The following is a 17,289-nucleotide window of genomic DNA, read 5'->3' as shown; positions in this document are numbered from 1 at the left end:
TCAGAGTCCGTTTCAGGAGTCACTATGAAAGCGATAAAAACTGCCAGTAAAACGGCTTACTATAAAATGAGCAGCTTTATATTCCTGTATTTCTTCACCTGGTCTTCAAGCTTCGGGCTGTATGCCCTGTGGCTCGGCCAAAAGGCCGGTCTGGACAGCGTCAGTATCGGCACGGTGTTTGCTATCAACGGCGTATTCGCGGTGATCATGAAGCCGGTTTATGGCTACATCATGGACAAAATCGGCATGAGCAAATCCCTGCTCTATTTTGTCGTGCTGGTTTCCGCGCTGATGGCGCCGTTCTTTATTTACGTTTATCAGCCCCTGCTGGAAAGCCATCTGATGCTTGGGATTATCGCCGGTGCGCTGTATCTGAGCCTTGGCTGGTACGCCGGTGTGGCGGCTTCTGAATCTTACGCCGACCGCTTCAGTCGCCTGTACCACATGGAATTCGGTCAGGTACGTATGTGGGGCTCGCTCGGCTGGGCGCTGGCGGCCTCGTTTTCCGGCTTACTGTTTAATCTTTCTCCGGCCTGGAACTTCGGTCTGAGCAGCGCCACGTCGCTGGTGATGTTAGCGGTTCTGCTGTCGCTGAAAATTGGTGATGAAGAACTCAAAAATAACGACGTGATTTCTGCGCAAAAAATCGTGTTCAGCGACGTTATTTTGCTGCTCAAAAACCGCAAATTCTGGATGTTCTCAATGTATGTCGCGGGCGTGGCGTGGATGATGTTTGTCGCTGAACAGCAGTTCTCACGCTATTTTGTCACCTTCTTCGACACCAAAGAGCAAGGCAATGCCTGGTACGGATATCTGAGCACCGTGCAGTCCGGTCTGGAATTCCTGATGATGATGGTGATCCCTTTCCTGGTGAACTATTTCGGTGCCAAGAAAGGCCTGCTGCTGGTGGGCGCAGTGGTGGGAATTCGTCTGATCGCTTCCGGACTGACCAGCGACCCGCTGCTTATCTCGATTATCAAACCGTTCTACGGGCTGGAAATCGCCCTGCTGCTGGTATCGGTATTCAAATATATCGCTGAGCATTTCAGCAAACGCGTCAACGCCACCATGTATCTGCTGGGTTATCAGGCAATGATTTATGTTGGCTCAATCGTGGTCGCCCCGCCTGCCGGTTACTTCTATGACCGCATTGGTTTCGAACACACGTATCTGGTGATGGGCGGCATTGCACTGTGCTTCACGCTGATTTCTGCTTTCACGCTATCTGCCTGTCACAGCCTGCGTTCCGGCGCGCCAGCCCCGGCAGAACCTGCCGAAAACAACGGCGAACTCGCGCCGCTGAAATGACCGACAGAAATCCATCCATTGATTCTAAGACACTTATTGCTCTGCAAAAGGGAGACGTTATGACGCTCAACATCACGAAAGAAAAGTTACTGCCCGTTGAACTGAACCAGCTGGACAGAATTGCTTTCGCGCAAAAATTACAACGGGCACGCCAGGTGGTGCTCAGTAAAATTTCCCGCAATCTGGATAAATTTGGCGATAAGTTTCCGGCAGAAACCTGCGAAAACGGCCACTACAAACTGACGGAAAATGTGGAATGGACCACCAGTTTTTGGACCGGACAGCTGTGGCTGGCGTATGAGATGACCGGCGACGACCGTTACCGGCTGGCGGCAGAAAAACAGGTGACGTCATTTGGTAACCGCATCGCTAACCGCATTGATACCGCCACGCACGATCTCGGATTTCTCTACAGTTTGTCCTGCGTCAGCGCCTTTAAACTGACGGGCAATCGTCAGGCACGCGGATTTGCCCTGCTGGCGGCCGAAGCCCTGATGGAGCGTTTCAATAGCAAAGCAAAAATCATTCAGGCATGGGGGGATTTAAAGGATCCGGAACAGGCTGGACGCATGATTATTGACTGCAATATGAACCTGCCATTGCTGTACTGGGCAAGTGAACAAACCGGTGAACCTCGCTTTGCAGACGCGGCGCGAGCCCATGCGGAGCAGGCTGCGAAGTATATTGTGCGACCGGACGCGTCGACGTATCACACGTATTACATGGATACCGTGACCGGTGAGCCGCGTTTTGGCAACACTCATCAGGGTTATGCCGATGATTCCTGCTGGTCTCGCGGTCAGGCCTGGGGCATTTACGGATTCCTGCTCAGCTACCGTTATACCGGTGATGAAGAACAGGTCGAGCTGTCACGCTGCCTGGCACATTATTTCCTTAACCGTCTGCCGGAAGATGATGTGTGTCACTGGGATTTGGCGCTGCTGGGCACCGATGCCGTTCGCGACAGTTCAGCCGCTGCCATTGCGGTGTGCGGCCTGCTGAGTCTGGCAACGACCCTGCCCGCCACGGACGACAAACGCGCTTGTTATGAGGAAATGGCGCTTCGCATCATGGATTCACTGACTGAGAATTATCTGACCGGTGAGCAGGAAGATTGTGACGGACTGCTTAAGCATTCTGTGTATCACATGGCGAGCGGTAAAGGCGTGGATGAGTGTTGCAGCTGGGGCGATTATTTTTATGTTGAAGCCCTGACGCGCCTGACGCAGTGCTGGCAATCCTACTGGTAATCACAGTGACGCAGCGCTGACACGCTGCGTCCGCTTTTGTTGCCATTTTTCATTCGTGAATTGTTTTTAAGCATAAGCAGCATCATCATCTCCCTGCGAAGTGTTACAGAGTGTTACTGTAACACGCCTGTTATTAAGCCTTTCTTCTATGTCCTTACATCCATTAAGAATAATCCGAATTAGTTTCCTTTTTTTGTTCAGTTACAAAGTTAATTCTGACATAAACCAAATTAATCAAAAACCTCCCTGTCCGTTAACAACAAAAAATAACACTTCCAACCGGTCAACTTTCATGCAAAAAGTAGAGTCAGCGCGCATTCTTTGCGCTTTGTGCTGACACCAAAGAATCCAATCATTATGCAGAACAAGGACGTCCTACGAGGACTTACTATGCAAACGATAATCTTGGATCCATGCCGGTATACCCGTCTGGGCTTGCAACAATTACTCACCAGCGAACAGGAAATCAGTTACGCCAGCAGTTTTGACCAGCTTCAGGCCGGATGCGTCAGACTCAAACCCTCTGTGGTGTTTATTAATGAGGATTGCATGTTGTCTCAGTCGCATAACAAAGAGCGGCTGGGTGAACTGATTACTGACTGCCCTGAAACGTTATTTTTTATCTTCATGTCGCGTACGCGTATTCATTTTGAAGAATATATTTTTGTTCGAAAGAACGTGATTATCACCTCGAAATCAATTAAGGCAGCAACGCTCCGTCAGTTACTGAATCATCCCTCACTGCCGCAGGCACAGGATCCGGCCAGTTGTGCGGCGCTGGATATCAGACCGGTGATGCTCAGCCGTTCAGAATCCGCCACGTTAAGAATGTGGATGTCAGGTAACGGAACGATTGAAATATCCGATAAGTTGCAAATCAAAACAAAAACGGTGTCTTCATATAAAGGAAATATTAAGCGGAAAATAAAGTCACCGAATAAACATATTATTTATCACGTTGTTCGTTTGTGTGACCAACTCACCAACGGAATATACGTGAATTAGCCTCTCTCCGGTCCCCGCTACAGGCTGTGTCTTGACGTAGCCTGTAGCGAACGCGATAAATCTGCAAAAATGCGATCTGCGCCACAAATATAAACTGAATACCTCCGCTCAAATGCCGATAAATCTTATTGGCGCTTTCTTTTCGTCACGGCAGGACTTGCCCGCTGGCAATGTCTACATCGCTGTTACTTACCGTCCGGAACCGACGGTATGCAGGATCAACAGAGCGGAATAAAATAATATGGATACTCCTACCCTTTCAGATTCCAGAACGTCTTTCATCAGCAATATTCGACTGATTACCCTGATTAGCCTGATCCTCACCGGGATCCTGTTTCTTTTCGCCGTTTCCATCGGTACATCCAGCTTCTTTCTTAAGCAAAGCAATGCCGCACTCGCGAATGCCACGCAGGAACTGCAAATTCGTCTGGCGCTTTCTAACAGTTCTAACCATCTGCGCACGGCGCGTTTGTTACTGATCCAGGCTGCTGCTGCTGCCCGCGTCGGCGATCAGGATGTGTTTAATCAGAACCTGACTGACGCCGCCAGCCGGATTAAACAATCGCAGTCTTCTTTTGAGAGCTATATCAATCGCCCGAATAAAACAGAAAAGGATCTGGCGCTCGATGAGCCGCTGAAAAAAGCTTACAACGATTATCTGACCAAAGGCATGGCACCGATGCTGGAATCAGCCAAACAGGCGCATTTTGAAGAAGTCATTTCTCAGGAAGCCGAAACCGTGCGCAACCTCGATCTGGCCAACAACATACCGTTACTGGCTGCCATCGCCTATCGCACCGAAACCGCCAACGCCATTAATGACAAAGCCCAGCGTAACGCCGTTCTCGGTTATACGCTGATGGCTGGCAGCTTCCTGCTGGCGCTGGTCCTGACCTTCATCACCTATCTGGTGATGCGCAAAGTGATCATTAATCCGCTTAACCGTCTGGTGACGCGTATTCAGAAAATCTCCGAAGGCGACCTGACTCAACCAGGTCAGAGCAATGGCCGCAATGAAATCGGGGTGCTGAGCAGCAATGTTGAGCAGATGCAACACTCTCTGGCGTCCACGGTGCTGACCGTGCGTGAAGGTGCCGTGTCGATTTATCAGGGTTCAACGGAAATCGCTTCCGGTAATACCGATCTTTCCTCCCGCACCGAGCAACAGGCCGCTGCGCTGGAAGAAACCGCCGCCAGCATGGAACAACTGACCGCGACCGTGAAACAGAACTCGGAAAATGCCCATCACGCCAGCAAACTGGCCGCTGATGCTTCGCGAAAAGCGCAAAAAGGCGGCAGCATTGTGGAAGATGTGGTGACGACGATGGATAAAATTTCGCGCAGCTCATCCAAAATTGCTGAAATCACCAACGTGATTAACAGTATTGCCTTCCAGACCAATATTCTGGCGCTGAATGCCGCGGTGGAAGCCGCGCGGGCGGGCGAACAGGGCCGTGGCTTTGCCGTTGTCGCCAGCGAAGTGCGCAATCTGGCGCAAAGAAGTGCGCAGGCCGCGAAAGAAATTGAAACGCTGATTGAGGAATCGGTCGATTACGTGGGCGAAGGCTGCATTCTGGTCGGCGACGCAGGCGATACAATGTCTGAAATCGTCACCGCCGTCGGTCACGTTACGAATATCATGGGTGAAATCGCTTCCGCCTCTGACGAGCAAAGCCGCGGGATCAGTCAGGTCAGTCTGGCCGTGTCGGAAATGGACGGCGTCACTCAACAAAACGCCTCACTGGTGCAGGAAGCCTCTGCGGCGGCGGCATCGCTGGAAGAACAGGCTGCGCGTCTGACTCAGGCCGTCGCGGTATTTCGTCTTGAGGGCACCACTCAACGTGCTCCGGCAAAGCGCCAGCCACCGGTTCGCACCCTTTCCGCCCCGGACTCGCGTTCATCCAAACAGGCCAGCGAACAGCCTAACTGGGAAACGTTCTGATCCCGCAACATTGCTTTAAAAGACAGCCTTTGAAACAAAAACACCGGCGGCATTTGCCCCGGTGTTTTTTTATGCCTACAGCCTGTTTGCAGGCGAAGACTATTCGGTGCCTTCGCGCGGTTCGACGAATGTGCCGTCTTTGCTGTCACCTTCATTGAAGAACCAGATGCCTGCCGGATAATCTTCCAGCGACACCAGATACATGATGCCTTCGTAAAACTCTTCAACGGCTAATACTTTACCCGGACGGCGCGGCCCGCCGTCGGTTTTCACTGTCACAAGATCATTAACTTTCATCAGGTTATCCCATGGTTTTCAATTATGTTTATTGTAGTACAGACCGTCACACAAAAGCAGGTGGCGAGGGGAAAGTTAGCCTGAAAAGCAGAAAATAACCCTGCGGCACTAATTTGCATTTCCTTAACATATTGCGGCCAGAATCCTGACTTTGATATCCACTATACTGACAGCGTGCTCACCCCCGAGGGAGTACAACAATGAATGTCATAAGAAATATTTTTGCCCGCCACTATGCGGGCTTTTTTTATTCTTTTGCCAGCACCTTCCGGTAAAGCAGTATTGCAGAGCAAACTCCGCCTTCTGCATCTGCAAATGACATCCTGACACAGGATCCATAAGCCAGATCGACAAACTACAGACGTAAAAAAACCCGCGCATGCGGGTTTTTGTTATCTTTACGTTTATCGCTGAAACAGCGGTAAAGCAAGATTAGATAGCGGTAACGTTAGCCGCAGACGGACCTTTAGCACCGTTCTCGATAGTGAACTGTACGTTCTGGCCTTCAGCCAGGGTCTTGAAACCTTGATCCTGGATAGCGGAGAAGTGTACGAACACATCTTTGCTGCCGTCAGCAGGAGTGATGAAGCCAAAGCCTTTAGACTCGTTAAACCACTTAACCTGACCTTTCATCATTGACATAGGAATTACCTTTTAAAAATAAATTTCGCCACCATGGGCATGTTATAGCCGGATTTCAGTCGTTACTTATGGAGGCACTAAGAAGGAAATTCGTCAGAGCAGGGTTATCATGGATAACGCTTTAAATTGGAACAACTTTACTCAGGATGTCGTGCATAAATAGGTCTGTACCACAGGCCGGTATGTATTTACTCATGACTGCCCTTTAATAGCAACTCTTTTTAATGCAATGGTGAGGTAAACCCCAAAAATAGTCGAAATACGTACCAGATAGTACAATCATTGAGCAGTTATCAGGCTATTTTTCAACAGGTTGGGAAGTATCAGCTTCAAGAACCGCTCCGCAATGCGCACAAAATTTTGCATCAATTTCATGTCTTGAATGCAGACAAATCTGACAAGAACGCGCCGCACGTCCTTTTTCCAGCTCTTGTGACATATAAGCGGTCAAAATCCCGGTAGGAACGGCAATGATGGAATAGCCAAGCAGAATAAGCACCGACGCCAGCATTCGCCCCAGCGCGGTATGCGGCGTGATATCACCGTAACCGACCGTGGTGAGCGTGACGACCGCCCAGTAAACTGAGGTCCCCAGTGAGCTAAACCCGTCATTCCCCCCTTCTACCGCAAACATCAGTCCGCCAAATAAACACAAGATGATCGCCACAAAGCCGAAGAAGATGCCCAGCTTACGTCGCGCACGCATCAGGCTGCGCCACAAGATCCCGGCATCACTCATATAGCGCAGCAATTTGAGCACCCGAAGTACCCGCAGGACTCTCAGCAGACGTACCAGCACCATCAGATTCGTTGACAACGTGAGCGACGGTATCAACCAGATGATATACATCGGCAACACAGTACAAAGGTCGACAATCCCAAAAAAGCTCAACGGGTAGCGAGTTTTTCGTGGTGAGGAAATCAACCGCAGCAAGTACTCCACCGTAAACACGGCGGTGAACACCACTTCCATCAGGCCAAGCTGTAACAATATCTTCGGCGAATTGGGGAAGAGATCGCTGGCGCTCGACTCAATGAACAAAGAAAGAACGCTCAGCATCGAGATAACAATCCAGAACGTTTCCATGCGGCGACCGCTGCGTGTGCGGTGATCAAATAAAAGGGCATAACATCTGCGTCGTGCTGACGCGAAATAGCGGTAATCCTGAGACATAAACGACACCGGCAAAAGGAGTTAAGGCAAGAATAGACGCTTTTAGACGCCGCGCCTATGGGTGAGAAAGTCCAAAAAAAAGCCGGTCACATATTGTCTTTAAAAGACCCGGTGACCGGCGTTTTACAGCACGAATGTCGCGTGCTGGATTAATCCATGAGCTCTGAAACTGCATTACGGACATAAGCCGTAATTTGCGCGACGTCTTCCGCGTCAGCACTGCCACCGCCAATTGACCGCACGGTATTCTCCAGATGGCCAATATCCTGTTCGACTTTCTTCGCAATCTGCACTTTAACAATCGTATCGACAGAAGAAATAAAAGCCCGCATCACGGCCTTCAGGGCGAAAATCTCACCGAAAGAATCGTACGCAGGTTTGTCCGCAGCGGTTGGTTGCGCTGCACGTGGCGGCAGGTCTTTCAGCCTGTCCACATGTTCAATCATCAGATCCATGTCTCTGATGAGTTCATCAAAACTCTTAGCCACTGGTTTTCCTTCGCCCGGCGAAAGGCAGCAGGATACCACCGCGCTTTCAAGCCGAGAAGTCACAGAAACGTGTAAAGAGTAAATTTCGCCACAATGCGCCTGCCCTGCTGATTTAACTCAATATTCAGGACAGACGCATTAGGTCGCTATTTAACCAATATTGCTATTCAACGCGTAATAAAGGCTATTCAGCGTGCAATACACGCTATCCAATGCGCAATCCACGCGTTTCGATGCGCAATAAGGGTTAACCGGCGTTTTTCAGTGAAGCCATATCAACAACAAAGCGGTATTTCACATCGCTTTTCAGCATACGTTCGTAAGCGCCGTTGATATCCTGCATGTCGATCATTTCCACATCGCAGGAAATGTCATGCTCAGCACAGAAATCCAGCATTTCCTGAGTTTCCGCGATACCGCCGATCAGGGAGCCGGCAACGGTTTTGCGGCCCATGACCAGTTTACCGCTGTGCAGCGCAGGTTCGATTGGCTCGATCAGGCCAACCAGAATATGCGTACCATCACGCTTGAGGGTTTCCAGGTACGGATTCAGGTCGTGCGGGTTCGGTACCGTGTCCAGAATAAAGTCGAAGTGACTTTTCACTGCGGCCATTTGTTCTGCGTCGGTAGACAACACTACGTGGTCAGCGCCCAGACGGTAAGCTTCCTGCTCTTTGCCTTTAGAACGGGTGAATAACGTCACATCCGCACCCAGCGCTTTAGCGAATTTCAGGCCCATGTGACCTAAACCCCCTAAACCAACAACCGCGACTTTATGGCCTTTACCCACTTTCCAGTGCTTAAGCGGAGAGTAAGTGGTGATACCGGCACACAGCAGCGGTGCGGCAGATTTGATATCCAGCTTTTCAGAAACGCGCAGTACGAATTTTTCTGAAACAACGATTTCTTCAGAATAACCGCCATAAGTCATCATGTTGTCATGACGATCAAGGCTGTTATAGGTCATGGTAGCGCCTTCTTCACAGTACTGTTCCAGGCTTTCTGCGCAGGACTCACAGTGCTGACAAGAATCGACCATACAACCGACACCGACGGTATCGCCGACATTGAAGCCTTTTACTTTCGCGCCAATGTGTTTAACGCGACCGATAATTTCATGGCCCGGAACCATCGGATAAATGCTCTGATGCCATTCGTTACGAGCCTGGTGGATGTCTGAGTGACACACGCCACAGTAAAGAATGTCGATCACAACGTCGGTATCACGCGGGTCACGGCGAACAAAGTTATGAGGCGCGAGAGGCGCATCCGCTGAATGTGCAGCGAAACCACGAACGTTAAGCGTCATTTTTTTCTCCTGGTAGGCAAACGGAATACTTCATGCCCGCACGAACTGCAGGCACCAGGAAATTATGCGGGTTTTAGATGACAAACAGATATAACGATTCTCGCTATTGCTTGCCTGAATCTGTTTTTTTCAGGATTTTTTGAAAGGATTGTACAGTGACTAAACAGTGGCGCCCTGCAGGCAAAGCGCCATGTTTTCAGAAAGGATTAAATCAGACCCGCTTCTTTCAGTTCGCTTTTCATATACGCGTAATAGATAGGTGCGGCCACGACGCCGGGGATACCAAACGCAGCTTCAAAGACCAGCATAGCCAGCAGAACTTCCCAGGACTTCGCCTTAATACGGCTGCCGACAATACGCGCATTCAGGAAGTATTCCACCTTGTGAATGATGATCAGATACGCCAGAACCAGCGCGCCGACCCACAATGAAAGGGAAAGACCGACGATGAAAATCAGCGTGTTAGAAATAAGATTACCGATCACCGGTAGCAATCCGCACACGAACGTCACCACCACCAGCGTTTTCGCCAGCGGCAGATGAATGCCGAACAGCGGTAAAATCCCGAACAGGAAAATACCGGACAAAACGGTGTTGATCAGCGAAATCTGGAACTGAGCAAACACAATATTGCGGAAGGCTTCGCCCAGCAAACGCATCCGCTGCAACAGTTCCTTTTTCAGCGGCGCGTGATGTTCACCGTGATTCGGTTGCTGAAGCGAAATAATCGCGCCGAGGATCATGCCGATAATCATCGTCAGAAACACATGTGCCGCGTTCTTGCCGAAAGCCTGAATCATCACAATATGCTCGCGTAACCATTGCAGGAAACTGCGCTGTAACTCTTCAATATTGGCGGGCAGATAATGCAGCAATACCGGCGACAGACGGCTCTGTGCGTCGGAAAGCAAACGCGACACCATGGCATTAAAGGCCACCGGATTTTTCATATCTTCCATCAGAAAATCGGCAATACCGGCAATCGCCACCGTCAGGAAACTGACGACCAGCGTACCGATAACCGCGACCACAACCCAGCGGGCACGTTCTCCGCTGATGATTTTCTGAAAGTACGGCGTCAGGGCGTTGATGAGTTCAAACACTAAAAAACCGGCAATAAAACATGCCAGTAAATGAAGAGGAAGAATCAGTAACAGCCCGCCCATCACAATCAACACACTGAGCCAGCGAATTTGATTCGATCTCATAATCTGCATTACCTGTTTCCTTAAAATCTCTGTGTAGCGGGCTGCGCCCTGCAATCATCCTTATCATAGCACTGAACAATACACCGCCCTTCTACGCAAGCGTAAACCCGCAAGAAAATTTTGACAGTCACGCTGGGTTCTCTATGATCGGAGGGTATTAATAGATAAAGAAAATCCTACATTCTGGTGAATAACAATGTCTGAACTCATCCGCGAAAAGCTCACACTCCCTGAAGGTCACGATAAATTGCTGCTGCACTCCTGCTGTGCGCCCTGTTCAGGTGAAGTGATGGAGGCCATTCAGGCGTCGGGTATCGATTATACAATTTATTTCTACAACCCGAATATTCACCCGCAGAAAGAATATATGCTGCGCAAAGAAGAAAATATGCGTTTCGCTGAGCAGCATGGCATTCCATTTATTGATGCAGATTACGACACCGATAATTGGTTTGAGCGCGCTAAAGGAATGGAAAATGCACCTGAGCGCGGCGAGCGCTGCACCACGTGTTTTGATATGCGCTTTGAACGCACGGCACTTTATGCCTGGGAAAATGGTTTCAGTGCCATTACCAGTTGTCTGGGTATTTCGCGCTGGAAAGATATGAAACAAATTACCGGCTGCGGCGAACGTGCAGCCGCGCCTTATCCGGGCATGGTGTACTGGGATTATAACTGGCGTAAAAAAGGCGGTTCAGCGCGAATGATTGAAATAAGCAAGCGCGAACGTTTTTATCAGCAGGAATACTGCGGATGCGTTTACTCCTTACGCGACAGCAACTTACACCGTAAATCGCAGGGGCGCGGACTGATCAAACTCGGCGTGAAATATTACGGCGACGAGGACGATGAATAACCGCTTTTCACTTTCCTCTCTGCCCTGCAAACCCGGCCTGAGCGCCGGGTTTATTATTCTGCTATTTCTCCCCTCACCTGTCAGATACACCAGATAAAAATCTGCGGTCAGTTATTTATATTGCAGGATTAATTCACTGCATTATTTAACCATTCCCCTGTGAGATTTTTCGCTATTTTTTGCATCTTGCGTTCAGTCATCACGCTTGTTACTTTCCGCTTCACGCATTTTTTATGCGAATTAGATCTATGTAATTACGCAGGGTTATTACCGGTGTATTCACCAGGCAGAGAACCATCAAAAATATAAAACAAACACAACAACATTGAGGGACACACCATGTGGGTTTTAATTGGTATTCCGATCGTCGTGCTGGGATTCGCACTGCGGTTTAATCCATTATTAGTGGTCACCGTCGCCGGTATTTCAACCGGGCTGGCGGGCGGTATGCACACCGTTGAGATCATCAGCGCCTTCGGCAAAGCCTTTACCGATAACCGTTATATGGGTCTGATCTGGCTGACGCTTCCGGTGATTGCCATTCTTGAGCGCAGCGGCCTCAAGGAACAGGCGCGGCATCTGATTTCGAAAGTCCACGCTGCCACCACCGGCCGTGTGCTGATGTTGTATTTCTTCCTGCGCCAGATGACCGCTGCGCTGGGGCTCAATTCTCTGGGCGGCCACGCGCAGATGGTTCGCCCGCTGATTGCACCGATGGCAGAAGCGGCGGCAACCACCAAATACGGTGATTTACCCAATGATGTGCGCCAGAAAATCCGTGCTCACGCCGCGGCGGCGGATAACGTTGCGGTATTTTTCGGTGAGGATATCTTTATCGCCGTGCAATCCATCCTGCTGATCAAAGGTTTTCTTGAGCAATACGGTATTAACGTCGAGCCGCTGCATCTTTCGGTCTGGGCAATCCCGACGGCTATCGCTGCGCTGATTATCCACTTTATTCGTTTGTGGCTGCTTGACCGCTCGCTGGCAAAACGTTTTGACGTTCATCACGGGAGCGCAGCGAAATGATCAGCTTACAAACCGTTTATATCCTCGCAGGACTGATGTTTTGCGCTTACGCCTTCTTTAACCTGCGCGATAAAAGCAACGCACGCCGTTATGTAAACGCGCTGTTCTGGGGCGTTTACGGCATTACCTTCCTGTTTGGCGGTGAGTTACCGCATTTCGTCACCGGTTGCATGGCGATATTACTGGCCATTATTGCCGGTACCGGAAAACTCGGGAAAGGCAAAACAGACAATGATCAGCCGGAAATGGTGGAAAAACGTGAAGCGGGTGCGAAACGTTTTGGCAATAAACTGTTTATTCCTGCCCTGCTGATCCCGATTGTAACCCTGATTGGCACCCTGACGCTGAAATATACGCCGCTGGTGGAAGCCAAAAACGTCACGCTTATTTCACTGGTGATCGGCACGCTGGTGGCATTTATTGCCGCGCTGGTGATGCTGCGCGATTCGCCGGTTAAGGCGATAAAAGCGGGCGGTCAGACTATGGATACCGTGGGCTGGGCGGCCATTTTGCCGCAAATGCTGGCCGCACTCGGCGCGCTGTTTGCGCTGGCGGGCGTCGGCGGCGTGGTGTCTGAACTGGTCAAAAACATTATTCCACTGGGATCTCCGCTGGCGATTGTTATCGCTTATACCTTCGGCATGGCGCTGTTCACCATGATTATGGGTAACGGGTTCGCCGCATTTCCGGTGATGACAGCGGGTATCGGCTTGCCGCTCATCGTGAATCAGCTGGGCGGAAACCCCGCGATTATGGGCGCTATCGGGATGTTGTCCGGTTTTTGCGGAACACTGATGACGCCAATGGCTGCGAATTTCAACATCGTTCCGGCGGCGTTACTTGAATTGCAGGATAAAAATGGCGTGATCAAAGCACAGTGGAAAACCGGCGTATTGCTGTTGCTGGTCAACACCGCCTTTATGTATCTCTTTGTGTTCCGTTTCTGATAAGGGAAAAGATGACAACGCAACCGACAACGACCCTGACGCCAGAAATGGCGTCCCGTTTTGCCTCGCTGGCGCTGAATCATTTAACGCGCGAGTATCCTAATAAAATCATGCACGCCATGAGCAGCGCCGCGGATGCGCAGACCCCGCGCCAGCTGCATCCGATTTTTTACGGCAGCTACGACTGGCATTCCTGCGTTCATGGTTACTGGCTGTTATTACGTTTGCTGGACCGCTTTCCTGACCTGCCGGAAGCCGGAAAAATCATCAGCGTGGTGACGGAGCATTTCACCGCCGAAAACGTCGCGGGTGAGATGGCGTATCTGCAACAGCCGCAACATAACGGGTTTGAGCGGCCTTATGGCTGGGCGTGGTTTCTGGCGCTGACTCAGCAACTGCATGAAATGGCATTACCGCAGGCCGCAGGATGGGCCAAAACGCTGGCACCGATGAGTCACTTCTTTGAGAAAAGCTTCACTGACTTCCTGCCAAAAGCCACGTATCCGCTGCGCGTCGGCAGTCACTTTAATACCGCCTTTGCTCTGGCATTGACGCTCGATTATGCGCGCAGCGTTAAACATTCTGTGCTGGCATCAACCATCGAAGAAACGGCACTGCGCTGGCATCTGGAAGATGTACATTGTCAGGCGTGGGAACCGGGTGGTGATGAATTCCTTTCCCCTTCCCTGATGGAAGCCGAACTGATGCGCCGCGTGTTACCTCGCGACGCCTTTGTCACCTGGTTCGGGCGTTTCCTGCCGGAACTGGCACACAGCCAGCCGGCGCCGCTGTTCACACCGGCGACCGTGACTGACCGCAATGATGGCAAAATCGGCCATCTCGACGGACTCAATCTCAGCCGCGCCTGGTGTCAGCGTTCGCTGGCGTCGGCATTACCTGCCGGTGATACGCGTGCTGCACTGTTGCGCCAGACCGCCGAAGCCCATTTGCACAGCGCGTTGGATCACCTCGACAGCACCTATATGGGCGAACACTGGCTGGCGACTTTCGCGCTGTTAGCCCTCGAAGCCTGACTGTCCTTTCCTCCGTTCAGCGCACAATCCCGCGAGCTGAACGGAGGAAAAATTCATTGAAGTGGCACAGCAACGGATATTCAACACTCAGACGCCCGATCTCCAGTCTCACTTTTTCGACCGCCGCCTGCTGGTGATAAAGCAGGTCATACAGATAATGGATCACCTCGCGCACAGCGGGTTCTGCCTGCCTGAATGCTCCGGCCTGTTCATTAATCCCCTGCGGCGACGCGCGGTTTCCGCCCGCCTGAACATAAGGCGGCACATCCTGCACAACGCAGGATCCGGCCAGCAAGCGGACTCCCGTACCTATAATGCAAAACTGATGCACCGCGCACATGGCTTCAATGCAGGTGTCATCTCCCAGCACAACGTGTCCGGCCAGTCCGCTGTTCTCGCCCATAAACGTGGCATTCCCTACCAGACAGTCATGGCCGATATGCACACCGCGCTCGAAAGTATTGTCATCACCGATACGGGTCAATCCCCCACCCTGTGCGGTTCCCCGATGCAATGTCGCGTGACGGCCGATCCTGTTGCGGTTGCCGATTTCAAGCCCGGCAGTTTCTCCGGCATATTTCAGATCCTGACTGATTTCACCAATCGAAGAGCCCATGCCGATCTGGTTATCTGATCCGATTTTCGTATTGCCGTTGATGACCGTATGCGAAGAAATAATGGTCCCTTCACCGATTTGCACACCGGCGGAAATAATACAAAAAGGCCCGATAACCACCCGCGGGCCGATAATGACATCAGAATCGATGATACTGCTGGCCGCGATGATGGCCGAAGATGAAATCAACACAAACGTCCTTCTGACAGCCGGTAAGCCGCCAGTGGTGAATTAAACGTGTCAGGAGTAATCAGGGAAGGTCAAAATGAGCGGAAGAAACGCGCTCAGAAAGGCTTAAACGAAACGGTTTAGATTAAACAACGCTCCGCTATACCGCACAGGATAAGGGTTTCGGAGGGGAAAACAGGTGAACTATATTTTATTTATTTTCTGAACCTTTTCTAAAAACTCATCACGTAAAACATTTATGACACTCCCGTTAAGGCTTTCTTAAGCTTGAATTAATATGATTCCTGCCATCCATTCCTGCACGTTATGTTTGCCTCGCATTACGTTGGCTTTTTCACCCCTTTTGGGAGTTTGCATTGCGCTACTTATTGCCAAAAATCAGCTATTTCAAGCTGACCTTGCTCTTAACGCTGTACTTCACTTTTGTGGTTAACTTGCCGATTCTGCTGCATTTTTATCGCATCCTTCATGCATTACCGGCTTATAACCTGGCTTTTGCCCTGAGCATTCCTGTCGCGCTGTTTGCTGCGCTGAACTTTGTGTTCACCCCTTTTAGCGTCCGGCCATTGCTTAAGCCCTTCTTCATCATTGTTCTGCCGGTCAGCGCCCTCGCCAGTTTTGCGATGATGACCTTTCAGGTCGTTTTCGACCGAAGCATGATTGAAAACATTATCGAGACCCAATCGTCTGAGGCGACGTCGTATCTCAATCTGAAGGTGGTGCTGTGGTTTGTGTTTACCGGCATCCTGCCCGCTATTCTGTTATTCGTAACGCCGGTAAGCTATGAAAAGACCCGCCTGCGCCGCCTCGGTGTGCGTCTGCTGTCGATGGTGATTTCACTGCTGGTAGTGGCGTCAATCGCCGGTGTTTTCTATAAAGATTATGCGTCTGTGGGGCGTAACAACCGCACGCTCAATCTGGAAATCGTCCCGACTAACTATCTGTACAGCGCTTTCCAGTACATGAATCACCGTTATTTCACGCCGAAAATGCCGTTCCAGACGATTGGCAACGATGCAAAACTGGTGCAGCAAACAGGCCAGAAACCGAATCTGGTCTTCCTGGTCGTGGGTGAAACCGCGCGGGCGCAAAACCAGTCGTGGAATGGTTATGGCAAACCGACTAACCAGTACACGCAGGCCATTGCGGATGTGGTGAGTTTCAGCAAAATGACGTCATGCGGCACGGCGACGGCGATTTCCGTGCCGTGTATGTTCTCGAATATGAAACGCACCAGCTACGACGCTAACCGCGCCCGAAACAGCGAAGGCTTGCTGGATATCTTGCATAAAGCTGGCGTTTCCGTTTTCTGGAAAGATAACGACGAAGGCTGTAAAGGTGTCTGTGACCGCGTGCCAAACGTCATTATCCCGACTAAAAATGACGGCAAATATTGCGACGGCGACACCTGCTACGACATGGCGCTGATGCAAAATATCGATGAGGATATTAAAAACGACGGAAAAAACACCCTGATTGCTCTGCACCTGATTGGCAGTCACGGGCCGACGTATTCCAGACGTTATCCCCCGGAATTCCGCAGGTTCACACCTGACTGTCCGCGCAGCGACATTGAAAACTGTACGCAGGAACAGCTGGTGAATACCTACGATAACACCCTGCTCTACACCGATTATCTGGTGTCACAGGTCATTGAAAAAGCGAAGCAGTATCAGGACAAATACAATGTGGCGGTGATTTACCTTTCTGATCACGGTGAATCGCTGGGCGAAAACGGTCTGTATCTGCACGGCACGCCATACAGCGTGGCACCTGCGCAGCAGACACATGTTCCGATGCTGTTCTGGCTTTCCGATAATTATGCGAAAGCGCAGGGAATCGACATGCAATGCCTGAAAGACAATGCGGCGGACAAAGAGGTCTCACAGGACAATCTGTTCCACACCGTGCTCAGCGCGATGAATGTACAGACGTCAGAACGTGACCCTCAGCTCGATATTCTTGCCGCCTGTAAAGCCTCCGGCTGACCGGGAC

At 50.7% G+C, this 17,289-nt stretch carries 16 protein-coding genes; 9 read left to right on the top strand and 7 right to left on the bottom strand.

Going from position 1 to position 17,289, the window contains the following annotated elements:
* The first annotated feature begins 24 nt into the window (after positions 1-24).
* From UC15_RS15475 to UC15_RS15460, 4 genes are all read left to right on the top strand, one after another.
* Positions 25-1,308 (top strand): oligosaccharide MFS transporter, encoded by a 1,284-nt coding sequence (locus tag UC15_RS15475; RefSeq protein ID WP_112289267.1) that lies wholly within the window; start codon positions 25-27, stop codon positions 1,306-1,308.
* A gap of 59 nt (positions 1,309-1,367) precedes the next feature.
* Entirely contained in the window at positions 1,368-2,558 is a 1,191-nt protein-coding gene (locus tag UC15_RS15470) for a glycoside hydrolase family 88 protein (RefSeq protein WP_112289266.1), read from the top strand.
* A gap of 390 nt (positions 2,559-2,948) precedes the next feature.
* Positions 2,949-3,563, top strand: coding sequence for a transcriptional regulator RcsA (gene rcsA, locus UC15_RS15465; RefSeq protein WP_112289265.1), 615 nt, complete (start codon positions 2,949-2,951; stop codon positions 3,561-3,563).
* Positions 3,564-3,804: 241 nt separating this feature from the next.
* On the top strand, positions 3,805-5,505 hold the full coding sequence (locus UC15_RS15460) for a methyl-accepting chemotaxis protein (protein WP_112289264.1): 1,701 nt from the start codon (positions 3,805-3,807) through the stop codon (positions 5,503-5,505).
* Positions 5,506-5,604: 99 nt separating this feature from the next.
* Here UC15_RS15460 and dsrB read toward each other — a convergent pair whose 3' ends face one another.
* The 6 genes from dsrB to UC15_RS15430 form a co-directional block, all read right to left on the bottom strand.
* Positions 5,605-5,802: a protein DsrB gene (dsrB, locus tag UC15_RS15455; protein WP_112289263.1), complete on the bottom strand. Its 198-nt coding sequence runs from the start codon at positions 5,800-5,802 to the stop codon at positions 5,605-5,607.
* A gap of 432 nt (positions 5,803-6,234) precedes the next feature.
* Positions 6,235-6,444, bottom strand: a complete 210-nt coding sequence (gene cspE / locus UC15_RS15450) for a transcription antiterminator/RNA stability regulator CspE (RefSeq protein ID WP_013575246.1) — start codon at positions 6,442-6,444, stop codon at positions 6,235-6,237.
* A gap of 298 nt (positions 6,445-6,742) precedes the next feature.
* Positions 6,743-7,618: an ion transporter gene (locus UC15_RS15445; RefSeq protein ID WP_112289262.1), complete on the bottom strand. Its 876-nt coding sequence runs from the start codon at positions 7,616-7,618 to the stop codon at positions 6,743-6,745.
* 149 nt (positions 7,619-7,767) lie between these two features.
* Entirely contained in the window at positions 7,768-8,106 is a 339-nt protein-coding gene (locus tag UC15_RS15440; protein ID WP_112289261.1) for a hypothetical protein, read from the bottom strand.
* A 247-nt stretch (positions 8,107-8,353) separates the two neighbouring features.
* Positions 8,354-9,415 (bottom strand): NAD(P)-dependent alcohol dehydrogenase, encoded by a 1,062-nt coding sequence (locus UC15_RS15435; protein ID WP_112289260.1) that lies wholly within the window; start codon positions 9,413-9,415, stop codon positions 8,354-8,356.
* Between the two features lie 206 nt (positions 9,416-9,621).
* Entirely contained in the window at positions 9,622-10,632 is a 1,011-nt protein-coding gene (locus UC15_RS15430) for an AI-2E family transporter (protein ID WP_112289259.1), read from the bottom strand.
* A gap of 187 nt (positions 10,633-10,819) precedes the next feature.
* Between UC15_RS15430 and UC15_RS15425 the strand changes: the two genes are divergently transcribed.
* The 4 genes from UC15_RS15425 to UC15_RS15410 all read left to right on the top strand — a co-directional run bounded on the left by UC15_RS15425 (position 10,820) and on the right by UC15_RS15410 (position 14,489).
* The gene (locus tag UC15_RS15425) at positions 10,820-11,479 is read left to right on the top strand and encodes an epoxyqueuosine reductase QueH (RefSeq protein ID WP_112289258.1); all 660 of its coding nucleotides are present in this window, start codon (positions 10,820-10,822) and stop codon (positions 11,477-11,479) included.
* A gap of 339 nt (positions 11,480-11,818) precedes the next feature.
* The gene (locus tag UC15_RS15420; RefSeq protein ID WP_112289257.1) at positions 11,819-12,508 is read left to right on the top strand and encodes a DUF969 domain-containing protein; all 690 of its coding nucleotides are present in this window, start codon (positions 11,819-11,821) and stop codon (positions 12,506-12,508) included.
* The gene (locus UC15_RS15415; protein ID WP_112289256.1) at positions 12,505-13,455 is read left to right on the top strand and encodes a DUF979 domain-containing protein; all 951 of its coding nucleotides are present in this window, start codon (positions 12,505-12,507) and stop codon (positions 13,453-13,455) included. Before UC15_RS15420 ends, UC15_RS15415 begins: the two co-directional genes overlap by 4 nt.
* A gap of 11 nt (positions 13,456-13,466) precedes the next feature.
* The gene (locus tag UC15_RS15410) at positions 13,467-14,489 is read left to right on the top strand and encodes a DUF2891 domain-containing protein (protein WP_112289255.1); all 1,023 of its coding nucleotides are present in this window, start codon (positions 13,467-13,469) and stop codon (positions 14,487-14,489) included.
* A 16-nt stretch (positions 14,490-14,505) separates the two neighbouring features.
* Here the strand turns inward: UC15_RS15410 and lpxA are convergent, their stop codons facing one another.
* A complete protein-coding gene (lpxA, locus tag UC15_RS15405) occupies positions 14,506-15,294 on the bottom strand; it encodes an acyl-ACP--UDP-N-acetylglucosamine O-acyltransferase (RefSeq protein WP_232829910.1) in 789 nt (262 codons plus the stop codon).
* Positions 15,295-15,650: 356 nt separating this feature from the next.
* Between lpxA and UC15_RS15400 the strand changes: the two genes are divergently transcribed.
* Positions 15,651-17,282, top strand: a complete 1,632-nt coding sequence (locus UC15_RS15400; RefSeq protein ID WP_112289253.1) for a phosphoethanolamine transferase — start codon at positions 15,651-15,653, stop codon at positions 17,280-17,282.
* Positions 17,283-17,289 lie beyond the last annotated feature (7 nt).

The sequence above is a fragment of the Rahnella sp. AN3-3W3 genome (assembly GCF_003263545.1).
GTDB classification, from domain to species: Bacteria; Pseudomonadota; Gammaproteobacteria; order Enterobacterales; family Enterobacteriaceae; genus Rahnella; species Rahnella variigena.
Note: the sequence above shows the minus strand (reverse complement) of the source record. Positions and strands in the feature narration are given on the sequence as shown.

Excerpts from the sequence above, each read along its gene's own strand:
- UC15_RS15475 (WP_112289267.1), top strand. The coding sequence starts at position 25 with ATGAAAGCGATAAAAACTGCCAGTAAAACGGCTTACTATAAAATGAGC.
- UC15_RS15470 (WP_112289266.1), top strand. The coding sequence starts at position 1,368 with ATGACGCTCAACATCACGAAAGAAAAGTTACTGCCCGTTGAACTGAAC.
- rcsA (WP_112289265.1), top strand. The coding sequence starts at position 2,949 with ATGCAAACGATAATCTTGGATCCATGCCGGTATACCCGTCTGGGCTTG.
- UC15_RS15460 (WP_112289264.1), top strand. The coding sequence starts at position 3,805 with ATGGATACTCCTACCCTTTCAGATTCCAGAACGTCTTTCATCAGCAAT.
- dsrB (WP_112289263.1), bottom strand. The coding sequence starts at position 5,802 with ATGAAAGTTAATGATCTTGTGACAGTGAAAACCGACGGCGGGCCGCGC.
- cspE (WP_013575246.1), bottom strand. The coding sequence starts at position 6,444 with ATGTCAATGATGAAAGGTCAGGTTAAGTGGTTTAACGAGTCTAAAGGC.
- UC15_RS15445 (WP_112289262.1), bottom strand. The coding sequence starts at position 7,618 with ATGTCTCAGGATTACCGCTATTTCGCGTCAGCACGACGCAGATGTTAT.
- UC15_RS15435 (WP_112289260.1), bottom strand. The coding sequence starts at position 9,415 with ATGACGCTTAACGTTCGTGGTTTCGCTGCACATTCAGCGGATGCGCCT.
- UC15_RS15430 (WP_112289259.1), bottom strand. The coding sequence starts at position 10,632 with ATGCAGATTATGAGATCGAATCAAATTCGCTGGCTCAGTGTGTTGATT.
- UC15_RS15425 (WP_112289258.1), top strand. The coding sequence starts at position 10,820 with ATGTCTGAACTCATCCGCGAAAAGCTCACACTCCCTGAAGGTCACGAT.
- UC15_RS15420 (WP_112289257.1), top strand. The coding sequence starts at position 11,819 with ATGTGGGTTTTAATTGGTATTCCGATCGTCGTGCTGGGATTCGCACTG.
- UC15_RS15415 (WP_112289256.1), top strand. The coding sequence starts at position 12,505 with ATGATCAGCTTACAAACCGTTTATATCCTCGCAGGACTGATGTTTTGC.
- UC15_RS15410 (WP_112289255.1), top strand. The coding sequence starts at position 13,467 with ATGACAACGCAACCGACAACGACCCTGACGCCAGAAATGGCGTCCCGT.